The organism is Miltoncostaea oceani (genome assembly GCF_018141545.1).
Taxonomy (GTDB): domain Bacteria; phylum Actinomycetota; class Thermoleophilia; order Miltoncostaeales; family Miltoncostaeaceae; genus Miltoncostaea; species Miltoncostaea oceani.
Window position 1 is genome coordinate 397,951 of record NZ_CP064357.1, and the last position, 24,494, is coordinate 422,444.

The following is a 24,494-nucleotide window of genomic DNA, read 5'->3' on the forward strand; positions in this document are numbered from 1 at the left end:
ATCGGATCGTCGGGAGCCGCCGTCTGGATACTCGGCTCACCGCGTTCACCAGCAACGTACGACACGTAAGCGCCGATGCAGCTGCGATCTGGAGAGGATCGCGAGTGACAGTGAGATCCGCGCCCCGGGCAACCGCAGCCCTAGACTCAATGAGTGCCCAGGGGTCGCCAGCAGACAATTCTCGGAGCGCGCGCCCGGGCGCGGCGGGCGGTGTCATCGGCACCCGACGGGCAGGCGTTGCTGGAACAGGCGCTCACCGATGGCGTCGATGCGCTCGTGCGGTCTGACATCGCAGGACTGAGCGGGGAGAAGGGCCACGAACGTCCGGCACTTCAGATGATCGAGATCATCCGGACACTCGACGACACGACCGAGGGCGGTCTCGCGCTGATGGAGGCATCGATGATCCAGGCCGAGTTCGGCCGGCCCGATGCGACGCCATCGCCCGAGCAGCTGGCGGAACGGGCGATCGCCGCCCACGAGCAGCTGCTCGACCAGATCCATGAGGCGCTGATCTTCCCCGATGAGACAAAGCTCCTTGGCGGCATGTCCCGCGCCGTGGCGAACGCTCTAGAGCATGCTGTATCTGATGAGCTCGAGACGATGATGGGCGCGGGGTTCCCCGTGCGGGCGCCCCGTCAGATGGCCCGCTACCAGACACGGGCCATCGATCAGCTGCTGCGGACATGCGCCCTTGAGGCCCCCGAGCAGGTGATCCCCCTCGTGGAGGCGGTCGCATCCTGGAAGGGGATCGACGACCTGGAGCCCTGGCGTCTGCTGACCGTCGCGGCTCTCGTCCGTGCGGAGGCGATGGCGCCGGGCCAGAACATCACGGCGCGTGGCTCGATGTCGGCGCTCCTGGATCTCCGCGACGAGCAGTTGAAGTGGTTCCACGCCGAGGAGACCGCTTATCACCGCAGCGGAGACCAGCACGAGCGGCACCTCCATGATCTCGGTGTCGCCGCGCCCTACGAGCACGTGCCGGTGTGTGAGGATCTCGACACCGCGCTGGCTCAGGCGCGGGCACTGGTGAATCGGCCCTGGATCGCCTGCTCGGAGTTCAAGCTGCTCGAAGGGGAGAGCCCCCACCGGCTCCAGGCCCACGTGGTCGTCGAGTCGACGGTGATGCAGACGCTGATCGAGAGGATCGAGGGCGCCGGTGGGCAGTGCGACCTGATCCTTCTCAGCCAGTTCGACGGGGCCGCGAGCAAGACGCGGGAGCTCAGGGTCGACACCCGTGTCAGAGGCGGGGCCGAACGCTTCGGTGAGGTCCGGCCGATGCTCGGTCTGCGTCTGTCCCGCCGAGACGGGGACCGGGAGCAGGAGGTCGTGTTCACGACTCCTCTCGGCGAGCCGGCCGAAGCCCGGGCTGCGTCGGTGCTTCAGCGTGAAGGCACTGCGCGTGCGGTGCGAGCATTCGGTGATCGGTGCGCCGGCCTGTCCTCCGGGCGCCAGAACCTGCGCCACTGGGATGGTCATCTGGTGTCGGCGATCGGAATCTCGGGAGTGCCGGAGTCGGCTGGCGATGGGGTCTCTCTCGGGGTCTTCGCCGCTGAGCGGTGCGACCATCACGGGGCCAGCTGGGACGCAGTGCCTCAACGCGCCCTGCGCGCCAAGGTGCTCGTGCTCTCATGCCCCCGCTGCCTGCGCCGCCAGGCGGCGAGTGTGCCGGTCCAGAGCATCCCCGACCCGGCGCAGCGAGATCAGCTGGCATTGGGTCAGGAGAAGCGGCTGCTCGGCGCCGAGCGCCGGCGACGCGCCCTCTCCGGCGAGCCGGACTTCCACGGCAGCTGGGAGGACCTGGTCGCCCATTCGCCCGTGGCGTCGCTCGACCCGGCCGACTACGCGGTCACGCCGCGATCCCAGCAGACGCGGACGGCGACGACAGTCCGTGAGTCGCTTCGCCGCGGCTCCCGGTAGCCGGCGAGCTGCTGCACGTTTGCCGGCAGTCGTGCGGCAACCACATGGGCCCACGGGACCGCGAGACGATCAGGGGCGGCGGGACTCCGAGTCATCGCGGGCCTGGGCGAGGGTGATCATCAGCTCGATCGCCATCTGCTCCCGCCGGCGCTCGGCCGAGTCGATGTGACGGCGCCGCTGACGGAGCCAGATGATGCCGGCTCCCGTCATCAGGAAGCTGATGAGGATGACCGCGAGGATCATCCCTGCTGCTCCTGCGCCGCGCGTGCGGCAGCTCGCAGCCTGGCGATCGATGCGCGCGCGTCCTCGAGGGTCGGCTCACCGTCCGAGCCCCAGGTGCGATCCTCGGACACGGTCTGAGGCTCGGCGGCGGCGGCGCCGCGGCGGATGACGAGACGCCAGACCGTGAAGGCGAGCGCAGCACCGATGAACAAGGAGGGAAGGGCCCGACGCATGTCGGTGACGGTAGGCGTCGCGCGTCGCCGCCCGCCGGGTTCTGAGCTATCGCCGTCGTCGCTTGTCGCGCCGGGTCGCTGTCTTCACTCTGACGCTCACCGGCTGGCGCGCGATGAAGCGCAGCTGACGGGCGAAGGCGGGATCGGCGCGGAGGGATTCGATGCTCGAGTACTCGCGCTCGATCTGGCGGTTGTCGAAGAAGGCGTGGATCGCCCGATGGCAGTCCTCACAGACCCCTTCGGTCTCGGAGCCGTCGCGCGATCGCGGGACCAGGTGGTGTCTCGTCAGCCGATGTCCGAACACCCGATGACACAGGGGACACTGGAACTCAGCCGCGGGTTCCCTCATCGGTGACAACCTAGCCGACCTCTGGAGGCCGGCCGTCGAGAACTCCTCGTTCGCCGATTACCCGTGTCTGGTTCCTCCACGTCGACCTCCTGGCCGGCGGCGCGATAACGCGTGTGCGCGTCTGCGGCATTCGCATCATCGCTTCGATGAAGAACCTCACCCCGGTCCGGCGCTCCATGCGCCGACACGCCATGACGCTCTACTGCGTCGCGGCCGGGTTCGCGGTCCTTGCGAGCGCATCCGCCGCACAGGCCGCGACCTGGATCCGCCGCTAGCCCCTTCGGGGCCCGCGTTGGCGACACCGTTCAGATGCCGACCTTGGAGGGCCGCCGCGCGCGGCCCTCAGGCGTTCACGGAGATCCGGGGAGGTGGCGATCCCGGGCGTAGGATCCGGTCACGATGGCGCGCGGACGAGGAACCAGTCGAGCAGGCACCGCGACCCTCAGGGCCCCCTCAGGACCGGCTTCGGTCTGTCGTGCGCTGGATCTCGAGCGGATCACGACACACAAGGGCGTCGAGCTCGAGCTCGGCTACGCCTGGGACGTCGACGACGGCATCGCTGAGGGCTGGACGGTCCACCGCCTCGGGGTCCAGGCGCGTGGGCGCGAGGCGGGTTATCTGAAGATCTCCTACGTCCCCGCAGACAGGGCGGCCCGGCTGTTCCCCGACCCCTTCCACTACGCGCTGGAGCGGTCGGGGTCCTTCTACGCCCTGAAGCGGCTCCTGGAGCGGGCCCCGGAGGCCGAGTGGGATGAGCCGGAGCTGCGGGCCGCGGTCGAATCCGGTCGCGGGTGGGTCCCCTGGGATGAGCAGCAGCGCCTGAAGGGTCTCGGTGCATGCGGTCTCCGCGACGAATGGGCGGCGGTCAGGTCGAGGATCCAGGAGGACTTCGCCGAGCAGCACCGCTCCTTCCTCGAGTTCCACGTCGACAAGCCCCTGGTGGACTACATCCGAGTCTTCGACGGCTACGACTGCGATGGTGAGGACGACTTCCGCCGCCAGGGCATCGCGTTGTCGCTCTACGCGGTCGGCGCCCGCTGGATGGCCGCGAACGGCATGTGCCTCTGGGCGAGCGGGCTCCAGAGCGAGGAGGCTGCAGAGGCCTGGGAGCGGCTGGGACAGACCCTGCCGATCGGGGTCGCTCCGTCGACCAACATGGCGGGCGAGTCCCGGACGCGCAGGTTCCTGGACGGCGCGCTTCTCGATCCGATCGAGGCGCAGGCGCCCTAGGTCAGGAAGTGGTCCGCCGCGGCCGACACAGCGGACATGTCGCCTGCGCGCAGGGCGTCGCTCGGTGTCCTGTCGCCCAGCAGGTCGTTGCGGCCGATGAAGAAGGCCCGCGCCTGTTCGGGTGAGGTCGCCGCCTCGATGCGCCCGAAGACCGCGCTCGCGGCCTGGAGGCGCCGGATCTGCTCATGGTCCGGCCGCGAGGACTCCGCGTTCCAGGCCGCGACATGCGGGCGGCCGGCGGCGGCGATGTATCCGACGAGCGCCGGCCCGAGTCGCTCGGTGAGCGCACGGCTGAGCGTTCCGGTGGTCGAGAGGGGGATGCCAGGCACAGACCGACCCTAGGTCTGGTCCTTGCGCCCCCGCTGGTTCCTCGCAGTGTTTCCCTGCCCCGGCCCACAACCGCGCAGCTATGGAACCGGGGCAGAGCTTTACGGCCTGAGCCTCGGAGGCGTCAGGCCAATTCGATGTAGAAGCTGCTCGGGTTGCCGCTGCCCCGGTTGTCGAACTGTCCGGTGATCAGACCCGAGAGGTTCAGCCCGATGACGTGGTACTGGGTGCTGGTCCATTCCCAGTAGCCCCAGGTCGCCCCGTCGGAGCTGCGCAGGAGCTTGAAGCGGTAGGGCAGCCCCGTTGAGCTGTTGGCCTTCGCAACCTCCTGGACCGGGTTGTTCAGCGACAGGCAGCTGACGTAGTCGGCGGAGGCGTTGACGTTGCAGTTAGTCGAGGCACCCTGTGCCGGCGTCGCGAGTAGGGCCATGCCGACGGAGGCGCCACAGATGGCCGTGAGGAGGCGACGTGTCAGCATGAGGGGCGCTCCTCGACCGAGCCGACCGGGAACTGGCATGCGGGCATCGGCGGGATGTCGATCGCCGCTCCCTCGGGGAGGGCGCGGCCCGCGGCTTTGGCCTCATCCAGGCGCTGGCGGAACTCCTCGGGCGTGAGGCTGCCGGGGAGCGCGTAGCTCGGCGGACGGATGCGTCGTTCATCGACAGACCAGCCCCAGGGTGCGGTCAGGGACAGACGGAGCCCCTGGCTGTCATCGGCGGGCAGCACCGCAACCACCTCGGAGGGAAGCGGCTCGGCGATCGATGTGCCGGGGGGCAGGGCTCCCCGCTCAGCGACGCTGATGTAGAGCTCTCGCAGGGCCTCGGGGTAGTCCGTCCCCGCGGTGAAGACCAGAGACGGCTCGCCAGGCACCTCATCGATGGCGGGGGAGCCGTCCGGCTGGCTGATCCAAGGCATGTCCTCGAGCTGTGGATCATCGGCTGACTGAGGGGCCGCTGATGCCGCGCATGCCGACAGAACCGGGACCAGGATCAGGAGGATGAGCAGTCGTGGGGTGAATCGGGGATTGGGCATGCTCACGCATACCTCCGAGCAGGTGCTCTGCTTCCCGTGCGAGTGAAAGAATCTTCCCGCGAAAGGTAGGCTCCCTCGCGTGAGGTCCGATGAGAGCGATCGGGATCTGATTCTCCGAGCGCGCTCTGGTGACCGGAGGGCGGCAGGGGATCTCGCTTCGCGTCACTTCGCGATGGCGTGGCGTGCTGCGTATCTGGTCGTCGGGAGCCGGGAAGGGGCGGACGACGCCGTCCAGGACGCCTTCGAGCGGGTCTTCCGCAACCTCTCACGCTTCGATGTCGATCGCCCCTTCGCGCCGTGGCTGCGCCGGATCGTCATCAACTGCGCGATCGATCACGCGCGCGGGTCTCAGCGGCACGCCGAGCTCGATGAGAACGTCATCGGCTCCCTCGACGGGGGATTGGAGGTCGCCGACGACCTTCGCCTCGCGATCAGCGCGATCGCCCAGCTCCCGCTGGATCACCGGGTGGCGGTGGTACTCCGACTGATCTACGGTTTCAGCCCGGATGAGGCAGCCGACATACTCGGGGTGAGAGTGGGAACCATCCACTCGCGCCTCTCCCGAGCCCTCAAGGATCTGCGCGAGCGGATCGAGGTCGGCGATGACCGCTGAAGAAGACGAGATGGAGCGGGTCCTCCGGGAACGGCTCGAGCGGCTCCAGGCCCCTGAGGAGTCCCGGGAGCAGATCCTCCGTGCGAGCGTCGAGGCCTTCGATCAAGGTGTCGAGGAGGCCGAGGCCGAGGAGCGCCAACGACGCCAACGGCGACGGGGCGGGGCAGCGACCTGCTTCGCCGTGATCGCTCTCAGTGGGGCGGCCATCGCCGCTGCCGTCCACTACGCGGATCGCGAAGGGCTCGCGCTGCCGCTCTCCGAAGGTCCCCGCGCCGCCGTCGCTGAATCCGCGGTGCTCGCGCGCGCCCCCTGGCTGAAGCAGGCCGACGGCTCACCCCACATCCTCGAGGTGCAGGAGCTACCCTCCCTCGCCTTCCCTCCGCGCACGAGCTACGCGAAAGCCGTCAGGTCCCTCGTGCGATCCGTGGTCAGCGACGGGACCCTGCCCGATGAGGTGCGACTCGCAGCACCCCTGGGGGCCGGCGTCGTCTGGCGTTCAGGGACTCGGAAGGTGCGACCCCGTCTGGACCTGAGGGCCCCGTTCGGATACTCGCTGCCGGAGGGTCTGGTGCGGACCCCCGTCCTGAGGATCGATGGGTCGATCCCGCCCGCTCAGGCGCGCCGGATCACCCGGGCGCTACGTGAGGGAGTACCGGCCGGCAAGGGCGCGGCGCGATCCGTGACGCTGCTGATCCCCCGCCTGAGGCCCTGCCAGCGGACCACCGCGCGCGCTGCCGAACGCCGGATTCCGGCCTGTCGGATCGCACCGCCGAAGGCCGATGCCCCGGCGCGGGAGAACGCCGACTAGCTTCGAGGCATTCGAGGCGGGTGAGAATCCGTCCGCGCCGCCAGGTCGTCCTACCCTCGGGTCTGTGAGCAGGGGCCGCGGCATAAGGACCAGCGACCTCGAAAGACGCGTCGCGAGCCAGGAGTCGCTCACCGAGCGACGCCGGGCCCGAACGCGCGAGGATCTCGAGCTGGCGCGAGAGCTCGTCCCCGAGCTCGATCGAACTCTCCTCGTGGCGCTCCTGGCGGGGTGCCCTCCGCCACGCGCGCTCGCGCCCACCACTCCGCCGTCGACCAGGCCCTTCACCGACGGACAGGCGGACCTCCTGATCGCGGCGATCCTCTTCCGTCGAGAGACCGGAGAGGAGACGACAGCGAGGGTCGCTGAGCAGTTGCAGCGGGCACTGGAACTCCAGAAGGCCCACCTCGGTCTGTTGGAGGGTGCGATCGAGCGCCCACGCCTCAAAGGATCCATCGACCTGCTCGCGGCCTGGAACCGCACCGGCGCACTCGCCGCGCGCGACCTTCACCAGGAAGCCCGCGTTCGACTGCGGCAGATCGAGGAGTGCATCCTCGATCACACGCGACTCGACCCGGTGGCCGCCCGGATCGCGGGGCACCACCTCGATGGCGCCGTCTCGAAGCGGCTCGCGGCGCTCTTCTCGGATGGGCAGCCCCGGCGAGCCGCGGATCTCGTTGAGGCCTTTCGTGCAGAGGATGTGAGCGATCCGCCGGTGGCAACCGACGCCGAGAGCCTGTCGATGCTCAGGGGGCTCGCCCTGTTCGCGGGTTCGGTGAGTGCCTCCGACCGGAACTGGGTCGCCGAGCTGCGCTCCCCACGGGAACTGCGCCGAAGCTGGCTGTCGCTCGCAGGGGGCCGGCTCGCAGGCGATCAGTGGGAGGCGGACCTCTATGAACACGGCATCCTGAACCGCTGGCTGGTGATCCCCCCGAGCCACGACGCGCAGACCGCGCGGGCGTGTGTCGGTGCGTTGCTGCGGTGTCCGCAGATGGCCGGAGCCGGCGCTCCCGGCGCGGGTTGGAGGCTCTCCGCCGAGCGGGAGATCCACACCCACGTCCGCGCCGAGGCCGAGCTGCCGGCCTTCAAGGAGCTGATCGCGGCGCACCTCGGATCTCCGGAGAGTCTCGGGCTCGTGATCCTGGAGGAGGCGTACGACCCCGAGCCCCAGCTCCAGCCCCGGGCGCGCGCGACGCAGACGGAGGTCCGTGCCGCCCACCGGGCCCAGTCCCTGGCCCTTCGCCTGCGGATGCGCCTCGAGACCGGGCTGACGACCATCGACTACGTCCTCCCGCTCGGCCAGTCGCGGGCCCGCTCGCCCGAGCGACGCCGTCAGGAGGCGGAGAGCCAGATCGAGGCGCTCGGTGTCGATCCCCGCGCCATGGGCACCCTGGCGCCCGAGAGCGAGACCTGGGACGGCCGGGCGATCCTCCAGAGGCGGCACGCGATCGATGATCAGGCACCAGCGGTTTCCCGTGCTGCGGTCCTCGGCGATGAGGGTTGCTCGCATCCGGGGGCCAAGTGGAGGCCCGTCGTCCGCGCGCCGGGTTCATCAGGGGTCATCCATGCCCAGTCGCTTCGGTGCCATCGCTGCATGCGCGCCAAGGTGGCCGTCGAGCCCCTTCACCGATCCGCCCCCGGGCTGATCCGAAAGCCTGATGCCTATCTCACGGTCCAGGCCGGCTTCGACGCCCTCGAGGGTCGTCCCCCGGTGGGATCGATCTCGGAGCTGATCGAGCGGGACGGCCGCGCCGATCTGCGCCCGGCGATCTACTCGACCCCATCAGCGGTCGAGCCGCCCACCACGGGGAGCGTCTCGTCGATCCTCTCACGAGGCGCGCGGTGAGCCGCGGGCGCGGCAGTGCGGACCGGGTCGTACGCGGTCTCGGCGCTCCCCGGACCCCGCTGTCGGTGAGTCAGGCGCCCGATGACTTCGCCCAGCTCATCGAGGCGTCCGAGCAGCACTACGCGGTCATGATCGATGGGATCCTCAACTCCGGTACGCCCGTGCGCCAGATCGGTGGCGCCCTGCTGGGCCTGGATCACGAGTTCGCTGACGGTGAGGGCTACGTCCAGGTCGCCGGCTACCGCCTCCTCACAGGCTGCCCCGGAGATGAGGTCCTCGACACCCTCGTCCAGGCGCGGGAGCGGCATCTGTCGTTGCTCGAGCGGGCCGGCGCGATAGGCGATCCGCCCAGCTGGAGCGCCTTCGCCTCCGCGATCGGACTCGAGCGCCTCGACTTCGAGTGCTTCCAGGCCTTTCGCGAGAAGGTGCGACAGCGCGTGGCCGAGTTGGAAGTGATGGCCCCGGACTCCCCGTACCTGGAGTCGCTGGCAAGGAGTCTGCGTATCGGCGTCCTCGGTCACTTGGGCAACGAGCGCCTCGGCGCGCTGCTCATCGGCGGTGAGGCGGAGCGGGCCCGTGTCCTTGCGACGCAGATCATCGCCCACAGGACAGGCATCGCCCCGGCGGGGCCGTTCGCCACTGATGGGACGCTCGTCGGACTGGCGCGCTTCGCCGCGCACATGGGCCAGGACCTCGACGCACACTGGGTCGATCTGATCTGTGATCCGGATTCAGCCCGGGAGGTCCATGCCGAGCTCTACAACTCCAGGCTCGGTGGCGATCGCAATGAGGACATGCTGTACCGGATCGGAGTCCTGAGTCCTCAGAAGACCCCGATCGCAACCACCGAGCAGATGGCGGTGGCCCAGGTCCACGCACTGCTCCGCTGCCCCCGGATCGTCGGCGGCGGCGACCGGGCGGGGATAGGGGAGCATGTGAGGGTGGGCGTCGACGAGGCGACGTTCCGTGCCCTCGAGCATCGCTACCGGAACGCTCCTGAGCGGGTCGGTCTCCAGATCCACCGCCAGGTGCGTGGCCCCTGGGCGCCGGAGGAGGGTCGCGACCCGATGGGCCCCGACTTCTCCGCCCTGGAGGACGACTCGGTGCGGATCCTGCTCGGACTGAGGCTGAAGGCCAACCTCGACGGCCGGGGGACCACCATCGAGTTCATGCTCGAGCTCGAGGAGATGCCTCACGCCAACGACACTCACCTGCGGGGGGTCGCAGCCGAGGCGACCGCCCGGCTGCTCGGACCGAGCGCCGCCGAGGGGATGACCGAGGAGACAACCCGGCTGCCCGTCTGGTCCGGCGCCGGTCACCTGCCGACCTACGGGGCGGACACCCATGGCGTGCCGGCACTCCATGAGGATCTGCTCGGACCGCGGCAGTGCGCCCACGAGGGCGCCACCTGGCAGCTCGTCCCCGGCCGTTCCCCGATCGAGCCCTCGAGGGCGCGCGTCGATTCGTTCGCGCTCAACTGCCCGTCTTGCCTGCGAAAGCGCGTGGTCGTCGAGCCCCTCCACCGATCGCCCGCCGAGCTGGGTGACTTCATCGGGAAGGTCATCTCCCCGGAGGACTATCTGGCAGCCGAGACCGAGATGGCTCTCCTGCGGTCTGATGAGCGCCCGGTGGAGGACCTCGCGGGGTTGATCGCTCGCGACGGCACGTTCGATCCGGATCCCGCGGCCTACACCAGCGACATCCCCTCCGGACCGCCCGCGCCGAGCGCGAGCGTGCGGGAACTGCTCCTGCGCACACGACGGGGCGGGGAAGCGATCGGGGCAAGGACCCGTATTACCTGAGAGCCTGAACCCCGAACGACGTTGAGTGCCCATGATCATCACTGCGGTACTCGTCATCGGCGTCGCTGAGCAGCCCGCTGGCGGATTCCCCTCGCTGATGGCCGGGAGCGACCTGATCATCGCGGCGAGAGTGGAGGCCGTCCACGGTGTCCCGTGGCCGGGGCAGCCGATCGCCGCGAGCGCCTACCTGATCACCTTCGCCGCGAGCTCCACCATCGCCGGTGAGCCGATCGCCATGGCGACCGACCGCTCCGCCGCGGCCGTGTGGGGAGTCCCCGACGCGAGCGCCTTGCGGGCCGAGCCCCTCGGCGTCGGCATCGCCTTCGTGCGGAGGATCACACCGACCCTCTGCGAGGCCCTCGTCCCCGGATTGCCGGCGGGGGTGGACGACGTCTTCCTGCTGGCCGGCGCGACGGGCTTCTGGTCGCAGACACCGCGCGCATCGCTCGACACCCCCTTCACCGAGATACCGGTGTCCGATGAGCGTCACCCGATGGCGGGGCGGCTCGGGGCGGTGCGCGACGTCGAGGATCTACGGGCTCGACTCACCCCGCGACACCGGCTGTCGTAGCGGACAGAGCGCCCGGTGTCAGCGTGATCGGCTGTTCAGGAGATCGCGCACGGAGCCCCTGGCGCCAGCGCGCGCCGGAACATCCACCTGGACGCGGGGGGAAGGCCTCGGGTCGATCACCCCGTCGCGAGCACGGAGCTGCGCGATCGTGAGGGTCTCGGAGCTCTCTTCACCGCGCAGGCGCGCTGCGAGAACGACCCTCTCGCAGTAGTGCCGGCGGCGCTCGAGGGCGTCGGCCACACTCGTCGTCCCGGTCCCGGACTCCGAGGAGTGGGCCACGATTCTCAGGTCGTCAGGAAGTCGGTGGAGGGGCTCAGCGCGCAGACGCAGGCGCAGGCAGTCCGGACAGGACAGCAGAGCGGTCTGGTGGCCGCTCTCGCGCCACTGGGCGTTCTCGTGCCTGCAGGAGTCCGGCCCGAGGAACGACGTCCGCGACGCCGGCTCGGAATCGGGTCGGTCGCTCTCGACCTGCCTCAGCGAGAACAGACCCCGGGTCCGATCCTCTTTGACCGCCAGCTCGCTCCAGGAGACCGGCACGTCAAACCCGAGTGCCTGCACGGCCTCGCTCATGCTGTCATCGGGCCGACCCCGGAAGGAACCGGCGTCCAGGATGAACCGGACCTCCACCTCGCCCATCTCAGGCACCTGGGCCGCCTTGCGCGCGCAGGCGTAGAGGTTCGCCCTGCTGTGGCCCGTCAGGCCCGGAGATGGTCTCCCAGTGCGGCCACCGGCCCCGCCACCGGCGATGAAGCCCCCGAGCTCGAGGGCCGGGTCCTCGCGCAGCAGCCGGCGAAGCGTCGGGTGGTCGACCTCCACGATCGCCTGGAGAACGGTCCCGGCCTTCCGGGGCTCGCCCCCCATCATCATGTAGGGGTTCCGGAGCAGCCCCTGGGCCCGTGCCCGAGCCTGCCTGGCGCTGGTGGCGGTCGGCTGCCAGCCGAACCAGTGCGGCCGGTGTTCCTCGCGGTGGAGGACCGACTCTGCCTCATCCCCGAAGGACCGCTCCGCCCGCTCCATCCGGGCGAGCTCGCTGAAGACCCCCTCGCTGAGGCTCTCCCAGATGCCTGAGGGGACACAGGCGACGCGCGCGTCATGCTCGAGCGCGATCCTCGCGAGCTCGACCTCGCGTTCGTCGATCGTCGCGTCCCAGGCCTCGGAGTCACCGAAATAGGCGACTGCAAGCGCCCGCAACCAGTCGATCTTGCCCTCGCGGATCGCCTTCTCGACCTGATCGTCGAAGGCGGACGCGCGCAGTTGCTCCTCGAACCGGACCATCCGGCGCTGGGCGATCCCGAGGGCCTTCTGATCGACGGGCTCGGTGGTCGGGAAACCCATCGCGGCCTGCAGGCTCCGGCACTGGAGCAGGGTCCCGAGGAGCGTCTTCTCCCTGTTCGTGCCCTCCTGGGGGTTGTTCTTCGTGATCCTGCGAGCCCTGATAGCGGCGAGCTCCTCCTCGATCTCCTGGTCGCGCGCCTCGAGAGTCTCCTTCGCCCGCCCGCGCGAGTCGGGCGTCGCGGCGTGGAAGTCGTAGAGAGCCGTGAGGGCGGGCTGGCTTCTCTCACTGGCCCGGAGCAGGCACAGGTCTCGATACGCTGCGTCCAGGTGTGCCCGCGCCTCGACGATCGCCTCGTCTCGTGAGCTACCGCGCGGCTGCGCTGATGCGGCGGCGGCACTTGCAGGTGTGCGGGATCCCCGGGCCATTCCACCCAGGATGCGGCCGGTGCCCCCACCTCGCGCGGATTCCTCACAGCTCACGAGTCGGATGACCCCGATGCAAGTCCCACTACCCGTCGTAGATTCACTTCGTGCCCCGCGGTCGCTCCACCCAGACACGCAAGTCCCCTCACGCCCTGCGCCCGGCGGGCTTTCGCCGGCCCGCCGGAGGCACCCCTCTCACCGCGCGGGCAGGGGTCATCCTCTCCACCTCAGCGCCCTCCCGGGCGACGATCAACATCGACTCGCTCCCGCGTGCCTGGCGCGCGCATCTGGACGAGTTCAACATCGTGATCGGCGACGACGCCGATGAGGTCCTCGCCCGGTTCACCGGCACCCCGTATCTGCACATCGGATCCTCCGGCCGCGTCTCCTTCCCGAGCCTCTGCGCCCTCGCCGAGTACTGCTGCCAGACCGCCGCCGAGGAGTTCGACGAGGACGAGTGGCAGCGCCTGCGAGCAAAGGACAGCGGTGCGCTTCGCACGATCCGCATCCTGTCGCGCGTCCGCGGCCTTCTGCGAGCCGAGGGAGAGGGACCCTTTGACGTGAAGGCCCTCGAGTCGGCGAGCCGGGTGATGCTCGGATCGCCGAGCGACCGGCTCACGCCCTTCGAGGACTTCGTCGGAGAGCACACGTGTGTGCTCGGCGAGCGCCTCGGCTACCCGATCCTCGAGCTGCACGGCGACGGCGTGGTCTCGGTGGCGAGTCGGGAGACCGGACATCAGGTGGTCGAGCTGAGCGCCTCCGAGTACCGCCACCTGAGGGCCTATGTGGCTGCGATCGAGGGTGGACCGGCGAGCCGGCTTACGATCAGGGCGGCGAACCCCAACCGTTGGAAGGTCATGGAGCGGATGTGGCCCGAGACGGCCTGGTCGTGAGCGCGCCCTCGCTCACGGACGCGCTCACGGCACCGACCCGCGACGGCCTGGGCGACCGCATGAAAAGCTATGAGGTGCAGACGCGAACGGTCCTGCCGAGTCGCTCATGGACGATGATCCGTCTCGACGGAAAGGCGTTCCACTCCTGGACGCGCGGCCTGGAGCGCCCCTGCTCCATCCGACTCGTTGATGCGATGGGCGAGGTGATGGTCGCACTCTGTGAGCAGATCCCGAACGTCTGCTGCGCCCTCCAACAGTCGGATGAGCTGTCGCTGGTCACCCACGACTTCGCGCGCCCCGGGACGGAGGCCTGGCACGGAGGGCAGGTCCAGAAGATCGTCTCGGTGTCGGCGTCGCTGATGACGGCGCTCTTCGCCCGTCACTTCCCCGATCGAGCGCCCGCGGTCTTCGACGCGCGTGTGTTCACGCTGCCGAGCCGCGTCGAGGTCGCCAACGCCCTTCACTGGCGCTACCTCGACGGCAGGCGCAACGCGGTCAACGCCGTCGCCTCCTCGATGTTCTCCACCAGGCAGCTGCATGGTGTGCCGACCGTTCAGCGCAGGGAGATGATCGAGGCGGCCGGCGTCAGCCTCGGCAGCTTCGATCCCCGGTTCATGTCCGGTCAGTTCGCGCGGCAGGTCCCGCGGCTGCGCACCAGCTACACCGACAAGCGCACCGGCGAGACCGTCCAGCTGGACCCGCCGGCGATCAGCCGGGAGTGGCAGGTCGGCCCGGCGCCCGAGCTGAACGCCCAGCCGGGCGGAATCCTGCTCTCGGAGCTGCTGCCCGCCGACCCGGAGTAGCGCAGGGCGTCGAAGCGCGGCATCTGGCACACGCCGCCGCGCATCTGATCCCCCTCCTAGAGGGCTCGGCCCTGCTGCGGCTCCACGATGTGCACCTCGGAGGCAAGGCACGTGACCTGGATGCTCTCGAGGGTGGCGATGCCGTCGGAGATCACGGGAGCACCCGGCGACCAGAGGCGGAGCTCGATGGTGCCGGTGGTCTGGGTCAAGGCGGCGATCTGCCCGATCAGGACCTGGCCGTCGGGCATCCGGTAGGCGACGATCAGCCCGTTCTTGAGGGCGCGGCCGTCCGGGGTCCTGACGCGAGGCTTTCGCCCGTAGCCGCTGACGAACACGCTCCCGTCGGGGCCCGTGGTGACCTTCTCGCTCACAAGGAGGCCGCCGCCATGAAGCAGGTGCGGTCCCAGAGCGCGTCAGCGAGCGCGTGGTGCTCGGGTCCGTCGTGAGGCGGCAGGTCCGCCTTCGCGACGCCGAGCGCCTCGAAGTAGTGCTTGAGGTCCCGGAAGGCCGAGGGCCAGCCGGCGGGGCGGTTGAGCATGTCGCCGAAGAGGCTCATCAGCACGACCCAGTCGCTCGCGCCGTTGTAGGCCCAGAACTGCGGGTCAGGGGCCGAGCCGACGAAGGAGGTGATCGTTCCTGCCATCTGCTGCGCGGGGACCGATACCGCCGCGCCGGGCCCGTCGAGGTGCGGCCGGACGTTCTCGGAGAGCCATGGGCTTACGCGCGGATCCGACCAGTCGAAGTCCGCGTTTTCGAGGTAGAGCTCCCTGCCATCCTCGGCGGCGATGCCGATCGAGATCAGGTGGTAGCTCGCGTGCCCCGGGGTGGACGCAGCGAGGAACTCGGTGTCGAAGAAGAAGCGTGTCGGCATCAGCTCACGGGAAGGGTGGGGGTGAGGTGCTGGCCCCGATCGCGACGGACCGCCGCGGGGACTGGAACCAAGATACGACGGGATCCCGGAGCGACCTGACTCGGTCCCTGCCTAGCGGCGACGGCTCATCATGATGGCGCTGACGCTTCGCGGTGACTGGGGGGTCGAGTCGGGCGCGGGGGTGCTGGCATAGCGTGCCGGGCTCGGGTCGATGACCCCATCGCGTGCCCGGAGCTCATCGAGGCCTTCGAAGGGCCGGTCGTCGTGGCGCAGGAACGCGTGCACGCGTTCCTGGCGCAGGTAGGCCGCCTCATCGAAATCGAGGAGCCCTGCGATCGACCGCTCGGGGAAGCGGTGGACGGGCTCGACCGCGATCCTGCGGCGAAGGCAGGTCTCGCAGGAGAGACCGAAGGTGTCCGGGCAGTCGCCCTCGGCGCCACGGATCGGCCGCCAGCTGCCGCCGGGGTGATCGCACTCATCGGGGCCGAGCAACTCGAGGGGGCGCCGCCAGTAGCGCGGCTGGTCCGCGCCGGGCGGCGTGGATCGCACCGACATGGAGCTCCAGGCGTCCTCCACCAGATGACTCTCTGGTGAGCGCCACGACGGCCAGTGAGGATGAAGCTCGGCCTCCGCGAGAAGGTCCTCCGGCGTCGAGGCGGTGCTCTCCCCGAGATCCATCAGGTAGCGGACCTCGACCTCTGTGCCGTCGACCACCGCGTGCCCGCGGGCGACCCCGAGAAGGAGGTCGTGGTCCGCGCGGCCGAGGCCGGGGCGCGGCCGATCCGCCGCGACGGTGCTTCCCACTTCGTCATCCGCCCGGAGCCTCAGGACTCCGAGCTCGAGATCGGGGTCCTCGCGCACGAGGTCCGCGAAGGTCGCCTCGTGGACGGCGACCGAGACGCAGATCCCCTGCGCCGCGATGTTGGTGACGCCGAACCGGTCGGCGTCGCGGATCAGCCCGCGCGCCTGGGCGCGCGCATCGGCCGGGCGGTGGCAGAGCGGCAGCCGGTCCGAGACCGCGGCCTTGATGGGCTCAGGCTCCAGCTCGACCGCCTCCTGGCCGAGCCTCCTGCGAGCGGCGAAGCGGTGGAAGCGACGGACCGCCATCTCCCGGGAGAGTCCGTGGAGCAAGTTCTGGGTCGGGGCGTGAGTCCGGTTGTTGAGGGAGTAGTCGGTTGCGAGGGCACCGAGGACGGTGAGCTCCTCATGGGTGATCCCCTCGTATTCGCTCGGCTTCCCCATCGGGACCCGCCGGGCGAGCTCTGAGACCAGGGAGCGCACCGAGTCCGTATCCCGCGCAAGCAGGCGCTCCTGAACCGCCGGATCGACCCCCTCGGTCATGAGGCGCCGACGCAGTCCCGTCATCTCCTCGAGGGCGTGTGAGGTCGGCCTGGGGGCTTGTTGATGCAGCGTGCTCCAGCTGAGCTGGACGGGTCCGCTTTCTGGGACGTCGCCCATTGACGCGATCACCGCCCGGGCGTCGGCGTAGTTGTTCCTGGCCTGGGACAGCTTCTTCTCGAGCTCGACGAGCCCTGGAGTCCCGACGGGGAGCCCATACTGGGCGCAGCGGGTCTTCGCCTTCAGCGGCTCGGGCCAGCCGAGATCCCCCCGGATGTCCCTCTGAGCGTTCTCGGCCTCCTGATCGAGCATGCTGAGAAGAGAAGCCGCTTTCAGGATGGTCGCGCCATCGCGACTGGCGATCCCCGCAAGGACAGCGTTGAACAGCTCGTCCTGCCTGGAGCCAGTACTGACGTCCGTGTCGGCTGACTCACGCAGGAACTGCGCCCGGCATTCGGCCTCGGCTGCGGTTTCGATCTCGTCCATCGCCACCACAGCGGCCCACCGGTCATGACCCGCGGCGCGGCTTGCGGCACCGCCGGCCAGCCGGCGTGAGGCTCGTCCGCGGGGCACGCCCGGATGCTAGGGCCGGCCCCCCGGCGTCGCGGGACTTTCGTGGCCGGTGGCGCCCCCTTCGGCTCTCAGCCGCAGGCGGAGGTAGCTCCGGTCGTCAAAGGATGCCGCGCCCGGGGCGATGCCCTTCGTCCCACGCAGCGTTCCGATCCGCAAAGGGTCCTCCCCGAGGGCGCGCGCCAGCGCCTGCTCTGATGCCGCGAGCTCCGGGAGTAGCGTCGGATAGCCGTCTGAGGCGAGCACAAGATCGCCGGTCCCCTCGAGCTGTGTCACCTCGACGTAGCGGTCCGGAACCGGCCGGCCGTCGATCGCCCCGAAACCGAGTGGGTGGTCGAGGTGGTTCTGGAAGTTCCCCTGCTCTCGTAGGAGGGGCATGATCATCTGCCGGCCGGGGTCCGAGGCCCGGAGCTCCCCGTGATCCGCGCCGCCTGCGATCAATGCTTGGAGCAGAGCCGCGCGCGCCTCGGCGTTGATGCGGTCGATCAGCTTCTGCGGTGCGTTCGGCGATCCGGCCCAGTGGTAGGCGCAGTCGCCGACGCGCAGCAGCAGACGCTGGCTGGGGGAGAAACACACGACCACCGCGGCGGGCCGCGTCGGCGCGTTGGGATCTGCCCCGAACCTCTCCAGCCGCTCGGCGAGCGCATCCGTCATATCCGAGACAAGCAGGCCCGGCTCTCGATCGCCGGGTGCCTGCGCGAGGCACTCCGCGACCGCCTCAGCGGCGATGACCCCTGAGCTCCTGCCGCCGTATCGCATCCCGCTCTTGTCGGTGGCCCCGTCGACGACTCCGAACCAGCCGGGGCCGAGGATCACCCGGTCCTCGTTGCCGGCGGGGTCCGGCCCCTTGGCCACGCAGGACCATTCGAGGAGGGAGCACGAGCCATCGGCACCATCGGTCATGGGTGGAGCCTCTCCGATCCGCCGGCCAGGTCGCAGGATCCTCCCATCGGAGAAGGGCCCTCGTCCGCGGACTCCCGTGTCCGCGAAGCCAAGAAGGTACGCGCCGCCCCTGCGGTAACCGGCTGAGCCTGCTGGGGCCGCATTCGGCGCGGTCTCAGTGGGGCGGCCGCTCACGCTGTAAGTCGGGAGCGATCTCTGACGGTGGGGTAGAGGGACGCGAGTGGGTGTTTACAGACGACACCCTGGTTGCCTATCCTGACGCGCAGGGAGACCGTGAGTCTGACCACGTTGCCAGGCCTCTCATCCGACGCATCGCGGCGACCCCCGTTGGCCGAAAGGGGCCTGCTCCATGGCGCGCGCAGCGCATCGACGCCCTCACTCCCGCCCGGACGCCGACATCGTCGGTCCGCCCGAGGCCTCACCTGAGGCGCGCACCCCGCCGCCCACCCCGCCGCCCGCACGATCCCGACGGAGTGCCCGAGGTGGATGAGTCCGCCGGCTCGTCGCTGCCGCGGGAGCGGAGCATCCCCGATCTGAAGTTCCGGAACATCGTCTTCGGCGTCCATCCGAGGCGGAGGTTCACCCAGGACTCCCCGGTGATGCCGGACGTCTGGATCCAGTTCGCCGAGGAGCCCGACACCCCACAGGACCTGATCCTGACCCCGCACTTCGACGCCGGAGCCTGTGTCCTCACCGACCACCTCCACCGCCGGCTGGGGGCTCAGGCGCCGCCGGCGCACCTGATGCACAACGGAAGCTCGGTCGTCGCCCGGCTCACGCTCGAATCCCTCATCGTGGACGCCCTGCCGCTCACTCCGTGGTGGCGAAAGAGGATCGCCCCTTTGCTGAAGACGATGCCCGAACTCCGCAGGGAGCTTCTCAAGGCCCCTCACACGCCCTGTGGCTTTGAGAGGGAGGGATGGCGTTCGGACGCGCTGTGGCTGATCCGGATCATCGAGGCGATCGCCACGCGCTCCAAGTCAACGCTTCCGCGCCCCGGACCCACCGGGGGGTTGGACCTCCTGCGCGAGGCGGATGCGAAACCCACGCAGCCCAGGGATGGGCGGGACGACAACGAGCCGATCCTGCCGTCGCTGTGGCGCGTGGATCGCAACCGGCTTGCGAGCACCTCCCTCGACCGTTCGCGGCTGACCGTCAAAGCCGACGCGGTCGATCGGCTGTTCGAGGTCGACTGCAGCCCGATCCGCTGGGCGATCATCGACTCGGGGATCGACGCCACCCACCCTGCCTTCCGCCGCCGGGAGGCTTCAGGAAAACCGAAGAGCCTCGGCCCGGGATCGCGTCCCCTGGATCGCACCCGGATCCGCGCGACCTACGACTTCACGCGTCTGCGGGCGATTCCCACATCCCCGAACCCGGATGACGGCCCCGAGATCGCCGCGATGCGGAGCGAACTGGCGCAGGGGGCGCCGGTGGACTGGAACCGGCTCGCGAGGCTCCTGGAGGTCCCGCACGGGCCCGGTTACCGACCCCCGGTAAACGAGCACGGCACCCATGTGGCCGGCATCCTGACCGGCGACTGGCGCGCCGGCGAGAAGGGCCGCCCCAACGGCCCGGACCTTCGGGGAGTCGCGCCGGGGGTCGAGGTCTATGACCTGCGCGTCTTCGACGACGACGGGAAGGCCGATGAGTTCACCGTGCTCTCCGCCCTCCAGTTCGTCCGTCATCTGAACGCCCGGCAGGACTACGTCGTGGTCCACGGCGTCAACCTGAGCATGTCGCTCCACCATGCCGTCGCGAACTACGCCTGCGGGCGGACCCCAGTCTGCGACGAGAGCAATCGCGTGGTCTCCGCCGGCACGGTGGTTGTGGCAGCCGCCGGCAACTACGGCTATGGGCGCTTCCAGAACCACCTCGACAACGAGGTGGAGGGCTTCCGCGCCCTGAGCATCACCGATCCGGGCAACGCCGAGGGGGTGATCACCGTCGGCTCGACGCACCGCCACCAGCCGCACGCCTACGGCGTCTCGTTCTTCTCCAGTCGCGGGCCGACAGGGGATGGCCGCTCGAAACCGGATCTTGTCGCCCCCGGGGAGAAGATCACCGCTCCGGTCCCTGACGGAGCCGCCAAGGAGCTCGACGGGACCAGCCAGGCGGCCCCCCATGTCAGTGGGGCCGCGGCGCTCCTCATGGCGCGATACCCCGAGCTGATCGGGGATCCGGCGCGGATCAAGCAGGTCCTCATGGACAGCTGCACCGACCTCGGGCGGCGGCGCGACTTCCAGGGCGCCGGTGCCCTTGATGTCCTCCGTGCCCTCCAGGCGATCTGAGGCGACGATGATCTTCACGCTCGAGGCGCTCCAGGCCAAGGAGGGCGACTGCCTGCTCATCCACTACGGGCCAGACGAGCCGACGGGGCTGATGCTGATCGACGGCGGCCCGCCCGGTACCTTCAGGCGGGTACTCGCACCGCGCCTCGAGGAGCTCCGCCCGGCGGTGGCCGATGCCGCTGTGGAGATCGACCTCGGCATGGTCAGCCACATCGACGCCGATCACATCGCCGGGCTGCTTGACCTCACCCGCGTCCTCACCGAGGCAAAGCGGGATCAGCGGCCGCCTCCCTACGTCCTCCGGCGGTTCTGGCACAACAGCCTGGAGGCGATGATCGGCGACGTCTCAGGGCCCGCCAGCCTGAGCCGGCTCGCCTCGGCAGCCAGCACCAGTAGGCCAGTCCCGAGGGCAACGAGGGAAGACGTCTCCGCCGTGATCGCGAGCGTGCCCCAGGGCCAGAGGCTCGCCGACGACCTTGAGTTCCTGTTGCCGGCGAACCAGGCCGGCGTGATCGCGAGCGGCCACACCCTCCCGCTGCCGGACGGGCCGACCCTGACCGTCATCGGCCCCGACCAGGAGGAGCTCGCCGCGCTACGCGAGCAGTGGGAGCGCGAGGTGCCGCGGGACGAGGACGCCGAGGTCGCCGCCTACCTCGACGATTCGATCCCGAACCTCTCGAGCATCGTCTGCCTGGTGGAGTTCGAAGGTAAACGGATCCTGCTGACAGGCGACGCCCGAGGCGACCACGTCCTCGAGGGCCTTGAGAGGGCCGGCCTCCTCAAAGGTCGGCGCCGGACTCTGAGTGTCGACATCCTGAAGCTCCCCCACCACGGCAGTGAGCACAACGTCGATCAGGACTTCTTCGATCGAATCCAGGCGCGCCACTACGTCATCTCCGCCGACGGCGCCCATGGCAATCCCGAGGATGAGACCCTCACGATGCTGCTCGCCTCGCGCCCCAAGGACGACAAGTTCACCATCTGGCTGACGAACCGCACCGGACGCAAGGGACTCGGCCCCCGCCTCGAGGCCTACCTCGAGGCGCATCCGGACCGCACGTGGGAGATGCGGTTCCGTGATTCGGACGCGCTCTCGCTACGCATCGATCTCGGCGACCCCCTGACGATCTGAGGATGCGATGACCACGACGCCCCCGGCGGCCGAAGCCGCACCGAAAACGCCGAAGGCGCGCCCGGGCCGGCGGATCGTGATCGGGCTTGACGGGACCTGGAACAACGCCTTCAAGGAGACCCAGCGCCTCGACGGCCACACCGTCCTCAAGCCGAGCAACGTCCTGAAGCTCTGCCGGGCCGTCCTGCCGGTAGACCCGGTCAGCGGCCGCACGCAGATCACCTACTACGACGTCGGGGTCGGCGGCCTCGCGAGCTACCCGGGCTTCGCGAACCAGCTCCTGCGTCGCACCGACCGCTTCCTCGGCGGCATCCACGGCGCCGGCTTCGAAGAGAACGCCGAGAGCGCCCTCCACTTCCTCGCGCTCAACCTCGAGAAGGGCGACGAGGTCTTCATCTTCGGCTTCAGCCGCGGCGCCGCGACCTCCCGGGCGGTGACCCGATTCATCGAATGGGCGGGAGGGCTCCCCACCAAGGACGACTCCTACTACCTGCCACGACTCTTCCGCGAGTTCGTCCGATCCCGCGCCACCACGAAGATCTCCACAGAGCTCGATGCCATCAATAAGGACAAGCCGGAGGAGAAACGGCTGCGGCTCGCGCCGGTCAACGTGCGCCTCCTCGGGGTCTTCGACACGGTGATGGCGCTCGGGTTCCGGGCACTCGCCCGTGGGAGCGCGACCTCAGGTAAAGCCCAGGCGTTCTATGCGGGCGAGCGCCCGGCGACCTGTGTGGCCCACGCCCGCCAGGCCCTGGCGATCGACGAGCGCCGGTTCGACTTCCGCCCGGAGATCTGGCGCGCCGCGCATCCGCACCAGACGATCGAGCAACGGTGGTTCCCCGGCGCTCACGTCAACATCGGCGGTGGCTACACCGAGGACGGCCTCGGGAACCTCGCGCTCGAGTGGATGCTCAAGGAGGTCGCCGCCCTCAAAGACGGGATCGCCTTCGATCAGGAGTACCTCGGGTTCTACCGGCCCTGGTCCGGCCACCCGGTGAACCAGTCAGAGACGGTCTGGTACAAGATCGGAGATGCGGCTCGACTCCGCTTCGGCAAGGGCCGGCGGCAGCTGCTCAAGGCCGACCAGGCCGTGGCCGCCGGCCAGAAACTCGACAAGTCGGTCATCCGCCGCATGCAACTGGACCCGACGGATCTGACCGATACGGATGAGCCCTACCGTCCCCAGAACGTGATCGACCACCTGGCGCGGCAACCGGACCTCCCCGCCTACATCGATCAGCTCAAACTGGACCCGAAGCACCCGGATCTGCCACCGGATGTCCTCGAGCGGATCGAGGCGGCCCGGCGCGCCTGAGGTCCGGTTCGCCTACTCGTCGTCCTGCTTGGAGCGGAGCACGATCGTGGTGTCCTCGCTGACGCGGGAGCCGGGCGCCGGGCTCTGGGAGACAACGACCCAGTTGCGATCCCAGATCAGATTGCGCCCCTGGCCGGTGGCGTCCTCCTCGGTCAGGTTGTAGAGCCCAGCGGCCTGCATCGTGTCCTGGGCGAGCTGGTGGTCCTTACCAACGACGTTCGGGACCCGGATCCCGCCTGAGTCCTGTGAGGGCGGCGCCGGGTCGGCCGCGGGGGCGGGCGCCGGGTCAGACGGCGGGGTGGCCGGCGGGTCCGGGGGAGTCGGAGGGGGAGAGACGACCGTCTGTGTCTCGGTCACCGTGACAGGCGCGGGCGCTGGCTCGGGCTGAGCGGAACCGACGTCCTCCGAGGAGGCGCATCCGGTCAGCGCGACCGCACCGAGGATGCATGCCAGAAGGACGGCGAGTCGGGGGGTCGGGCGAAGCATGCTTCCTCCAGCTCGAACACAGAAGTCTGTCTCCGAGAACCTAACCGAGCCCCCTGGCGCTGCCTCTCACCCGTAGGACCAGACTGCGCCGACAACCGTCTAGGTGGGCGCCTGCAGGTGGGCCGCGGCGGCCTATCTTGATCTGGGAAGGTCACGACACGGGAGCCGATCACATGGGCGAGCAGATCTCAGCGGTGCAGGACGAGTTCCGCTTCCACTCGCCGGCGGCGAAGGACGGCATCTTCATGATCCGCGCGCTCGAGGACGAGGCTCTCCTCGCCGCGGCCCGCGACAACGCGAGCTCCGAGCACGCGGAGCTGATGGCGGCGCTCGGCACGGCGACGAATCCGACCTGGGTAACGTCGTCCTGCGCGGAGACCGCCTACGACCGTGGCTTGATCGATGGGCAGGAACTCGACTGGCTCTGCAAGTAGGGTCTCGCTCCCCGTGCGAGTGCGTCGGGCGTCCTCCGGCCCACGGCTCGCGGAGGTCAGTTGTCGAACCAGAAGACCAGTTGTGGCCGTCGACCGCGCCGCTCGAGTTCCCGCATCCGGTCGATGATCGGTGACAGGATCGGGTGCGGCCCACGCCGCTGCCACTGGTCTCCCATCGACGGAGCCCGGTGAGCATGCCGGGTCAGGTCCAGGCGCCCGGTCCGTCGAAGCAGGGAGGCGAGCCCCTCGACCTCTGAGACGGGCAGGAGGTCCGCGATCAGGAGCCGGCGGAGCTCATCGACACTCGTGACGCGCGGGCCGGGAAGGTCCATCCAACCCTCGAACCAGGGAATCTCCACCTCAGGGCCGCAGAGGGCCAGCCACTGCGCGGCGCGCTCGGGATCATCGGTCCGCCGGACGAGTTCGTAGCCCGCCACCCGGCAGTGCGTGGGGCCGTAGTCGATGCCACCGGCCCAGAGCCCATGGATCCGCTCGGCCTCCGCGGGATCCATCCAGGTGAAGCTGTGCAAGTCCGGATTGCTCTGCCAACCAGCAGCCGGCTCGTGGACCCCGCTCAGCCTCGCGCGAGCCTCTGTGCCATCGGGAGCGTCAACGGAACCCGGGTCGAGGATCAGCTCACACATTCGGGAGCTGAGCCATGACGGGATGCCTCGAGGTGCGTGCCCCTCGTCTGTCTCGCCCCAGCCCATGACGAGGTCGAAGAGAGCGTGGTCGCGCCGTATGGAACCGGCCTCGAGCGTCGCTTCACCGGGGGCCTGCAGCGCGGCGTGGATGTCCTGTCCCATGCCA

27 protein-coding genes are annotated in these 24,494 nt (G+C 69.6%); 14 read left to right on the top strand and 13 right to left on the bottom strand.

Translation table 11 applies throughout. The features are described from left to right. Positions 1-210: 210 nt before the first annotated feature. Positions 211-1,920 carry a hypothetical protein gene (locus IU369_RS20915; protein ID WP_217925154.1) on the top strand — a complete coding sequence of 570 codons (1,710 nt, stop codon included), beginning with the start codon at positions 211-213 and terminating at the stop codon, positions 1,918-1,920. A 69-nt stretch (positions 1,921-1,989) separates the two neighbouring features. On the opposite strand, the gene IU369_RS20920 is transcribed toward IU369_RS20915, so the two are convergent. The 3 genes from IU369_RS20920 to IU369_RS20930 are packed head-to-tail and all read right to left on the bottom strand — an operon-like array spanning position 1,990 to position 2,724. Next, on the bottom strand, positions 1,990-2,163 hold the full coding sequence (locus IU369_RS20920) for a hypothetical protein (protein ID WP_217925155.1): 174 nt from the start codon (positions 2,161-2,163) through the stop codon (positions 1,990-1,992). Then, positions 2,160-2,375, bottom strand: coding sequence for a hypothetical protein (locus tag IU369_RS20925; protein ID WP_217925156.1), 216 nt, complete (start codon positions 2,373-2,375; stop codon positions 2,160-2,162). Before IU369_RS20925 ends, IU369_RS20920 begins: the two co-directional genes overlap by 4 nt. A gap of 46 nt (positions 2,376-2,421) precedes the next feature. After that, the gene (locus IU369_RS20930) at positions 2,422-2,724 is read right to left on the bottom strand and encodes an HNH endonuclease (RefSeq protein WP_217925157.1); all 303 of its coding nucleotides are present in this window, start codon (positions 2,722-2,724) and stop codon (positions 2,422-2,424) included. A 146-nt stretch (positions 2,725-2,870) separates the two neighbouring features. On the opposite strand from IU369_RS20930, the gene IU369_RS23695 reads away from it, so the two are divergent. Continuing rightward, positions 2,871-2,999: a hypothetical protein gene (locus IU369_RS23695; RefSeq protein ID WP_281426267.1), complete on the top strand. Its 129-nt coding sequence runs from the start codon at positions 2,871-2,873 to the stop codon at positions 2,997-2,999. A gap of 124 nt (positions 3,000-3,123) precedes the next feature. After that, the gene (locus IU369_RS20935) at positions 3,124-3,954 is read left to right on the top strand and encodes a hypothetical protein (RefSeq protein WP_217925158.1); all 831 of its coding nucleotides are present in this window, start codon (positions 3,124-3,126) and stop codon (positions 3,952-3,954) included. On the opposite strand, the gene IU369_RS20940 is transcribed toward IU369_RS20935, so the two are convergent. The 3 genes from IU369_RS20940 to IU369_RS20950 all read right to left on the bottom strand — a co-directional run bounded on the left by IU369_RS20940 (position 3,951) and on the right by IU369_RS20950 (position 5,196). Beyond that, positions 3,951-4,283: a hypothetical protein gene (locus tag IU369_RS20940; protein WP_217925159.1), complete on the bottom strand. Its 333-nt coding sequence runs from the start codon at positions 4,281-4,283 to the stop codon at positions 3,951-3,953. The genes IU369_RS20935 and IU369_RS20940 overlap by 4 nt on opposite strands. Positions 4,284-4,405: 122 nt before the next feature. Next, positions 4,406-4,759 carry a hypothetical protein gene (locus IU369_RS20945; RefSeq protein ID WP_217925160.1) on the bottom strand — a complete coding sequence of 118 codons (354 nt, stop codon included), beginning with the start codon at positions 4,757-4,759 and terminating at the stop codon, positions 4,406-4,408. Beyond that, entirely contained in the window at positions 4,753-5,196 is a 444-nt protein-coding gene (locus IU369_RS20950) for a hypothetical protein (protein ID WP_217925161.1), read from the bottom strand. The genes IU369_RS20945 and IU369_RS20950 overlap by 7 nt, the downstream gene beginning before the upstream one ends. Positions 5,197-5,392: 196 nt before the next feature. On the opposite strand from IU369_RS20950, the gene IU369_RS20955 reads away from it, so the two are divergent. From IU369_RS20955 to IU369_RS20975, 5 genes are all read left to right on the top strand, one after another. Then, a complete protein-coding gene (locus IU369_RS20955) occupies positions 5,393-5,926 on the top strand; it encodes an RNA polymerase sigma factor (RefSeq protein WP_217925162.1) in 534 nt (177 codons plus the stop codon). After that, positions 5,916-6,734, top strand: coding sequence for a hypothetical protein (locus IU369_RS20960; RefSeq protein WP_217925163.1), 819 nt, complete (start codon positions 5,916-5,918; stop codon positions 6,732-6,734). Before IU369_RS20955 ends, IU369_RS20960 begins: the two co-directional genes overlap by 11 nt. Positions 6,735-6,798: 64 nt before the next feature. Beyond that, a complete protein-coding gene (locus IU369_RS20965; RefSeq protein WP_217925164.1) occupies positions 6,799-8,577 on the top strand; it encodes a hypothetical protein in 1,779 nt (592 codons plus the stop codon). A 65-nt stretch (positions 8,578-8,642) separates the two neighbouring features. Further along, positions 8,643-10,379 (top strand): hypothetical protein, encoded by a 1,737-nt coding sequence (locus IU369_RS20970; protein ID WP_217925165.1) that lies wholly within the window; start codon positions 8,643-8,645, stop codon positions 10,377-10,379. Positions 10,380-10,410: 31 nt separating this feature from the next. Further along, positions 10,411-10,950: a hypothetical protein gene (locus tag IU369_RS20975; RefSeq protein ID WP_217924401.1), complete on the top strand. Its 540-nt coding sequence runs from the start codon at positions 10,411-10,413 to the stop codon at positions 10,948-10,950. Positions 10,951-10,968: 18 nt separating this feature from the next. Here IU369_RS20975 and IU369_RS20980 read toward each other — a convergent pair whose 3' ends face one another. Beyond that, positions 10,969-12,783, bottom strand: a complete 1,815-nt coding sequence (locus tag IU369_RS20980; RefSeq protein WP_217924402.1) for a hypothetical protein — start codon at positions 12,781-12,783, stop codon at positions 10,969-10,971. Here IU369_RS20980 and IU369_RS20985 point away from each other — a divergent pair. Together IU369_RS20985 and IU369_RS20990 are read left to right on the top strand one after the other, a co-directional pair. Further along, entirely contained in the window at positions 12,756-13,541 is a 786-nt protein-coding gene (locus tag IU369_RS20985) for a hypothetical protein (RefSeq protein WP_217924403.1), read from the top strand. The two genes, IU369_RS20980 and IU369_RS20985, sit on opposite strands and share 28 nt — an antisense overlap. A gap of 59 nt (positions 13,542-13,600) precedes the next feature. Beyond that, positions 13,601-14,344 (top strand): tRNA(His) guanylyltransferase Thg1 family protein, encoded by a 744-nt coding sequence (locus tag IU369_RS20990; protein WP_281426268.1) that lies wholly within the window; start codon positions 13,601-13,603, stop codon positions 14,342-14,344. A gap of 56 nt (positions 14,345-14,400) precedes the next feature. Here IU369_RS20990 and IU369_RS20995 read toward each other — a convergent pair whose 3' ends face one another. The 4 genes from IU369_RS20995 to IU369_RS21010 form a co-directional block, all read right to left on the bottom strand. Further along, positions 14,401-14,715, bottom strand: coding sequence for a hypothetical protein (locus IU369_RS20995; RefSeq protein ID WP_217924405.1), 315 nt, complete (start codon positions 14,713-14,715; stop codon positions 14,401-14,403). Next, positions 14,712-15,215: a 3'-5' exoribonuclease domain-containing protein gene (locus IU369_RS21000; RefSeq protein WP_217924406.1), complete on the bottom strand. Its 504-nt coding sequence runs from the start codon at positions 15,213-15,215 to the stop codon at positions 14,712-14,714. The genes IU369_RS20995 and IU369_RS21000 overlap by 4 nt, the downstream gene beginning before the upstream one ends. Before the next feature lie 111 nt (positions 15,216-15,326). Beyond that, a complete protein-coding gene (locus IU369_RS21005) occupies positions 15,327-17,039 on the bottom strand; it encodes a hypothetical protein (RefSeq protein WP_217924407.1) in 1,713 nt (570 codons plus the stop codon). Positions 17,040-17,135: 96 nt separating this feature from the next. Continuing rightward, positions 17,136-17,978 carry a hypothetical protein gene (locus tag IU369_RS21010; protein WP_217924408.1) on the bottom strand — a complete coding sequence of 281 codons (843 nt, stop codon included), beginning with the start codon at positions 17,976-17,978 and terminating at the stop codon, positions 17,136-17,138. Between the two features lie 647 nt (positions 17,979-18,625). On the opposite strand from IU369_RS21010, the gene IU369_RS21015 reads away from it, so the two are divergent. Genes IU369_RS21015 through IU369_RS21025 form a run of 3 tightly spaced genes read left to right on the top strand, consistent with a single transcriptional unit; the run spans position 18,626 to position 22,764 of the window. Next, positions 18,626-20,317: a S8 family peptidase gene (locus tag IU369_RS21015; RefSeq protein ID WP_246551682.1), complete on the top strand. Its 1,692-nt coding sequence runs from the start codon at positions 18,626-18,628 to the stop codon at positions 20,315-20,317. 7 nt (positions 20,318-20,324) lie between these two features. Further along, positions 20,325-21,449, top strand: a complete 1,125-nt coding sequence (locus IU369_RS21020) for a ComEC/Rec2 family competence protein (RefSeq protein ID WP_217924410.1) — start codon at positions 20,325-20,327, stop codon at positions 21,447-21,449. Positions 21,450-21,456: 7 nt separating this feature from the next. Further along, complete coding sequence (locus IU369_RS21025) at positions 21,457-22,764, top strand: T6SS phospholipase effector Tle1-like catalytic domain-containing protein (protein ID WP_217924411.1); 1,308 nt, start codon at positions 21,457-21,459, stop codon at positions 22,762-22,764. Positions 22,765-22,776: 12 nt separating this feature from the next. On the opposite strand, the gene IU369_RS23460 is transcribed toward IU369_RS21025, so the two are convergent. Next, a complete protein-coding gene (locus tag IU369_RS23460) occupies positions 22,777-22,995 on the bottom strand; it encodes a PASTA domain-containing protein (protein ID WP_281426269.1) in 219 nt (72 codons plus the stop codon). 428 nt (positions 22,996-23,423) lie between these two features. Between IU369_RS23460 and IU369_RS21035 the strand changes: the two genes are divergently transcribed. Beyond that, positions 23,424-23,684 (top strand): hypothetical protein, encoded by a 261-nt coding sequence (locus IU369_RS21035; protein ID WP_217924413.1) that lies wholly within the window; start codon positions 23,424-23,426, stop codon positions 23,682-23,684. Between the two features lie 56 nt (positions 23,685-23,740). Here IU369_RS21035 and IU369_RS21040 read toward each other — a convergent pair whose 3' ends face one another. Beyond that, positions 23,741-24,490 (bottom strand): hypothetical protein, encoded by a 750-nt coding sequence (locus IU369_RS21040; RefSeq protein ID WP_217924414.1) that lies wholly within the window; start codon positions 24,488-24,490, stop codon positions 23,741-23,743. Positions 24,491-24,494 lie beyond the last annotated feature (4 nt).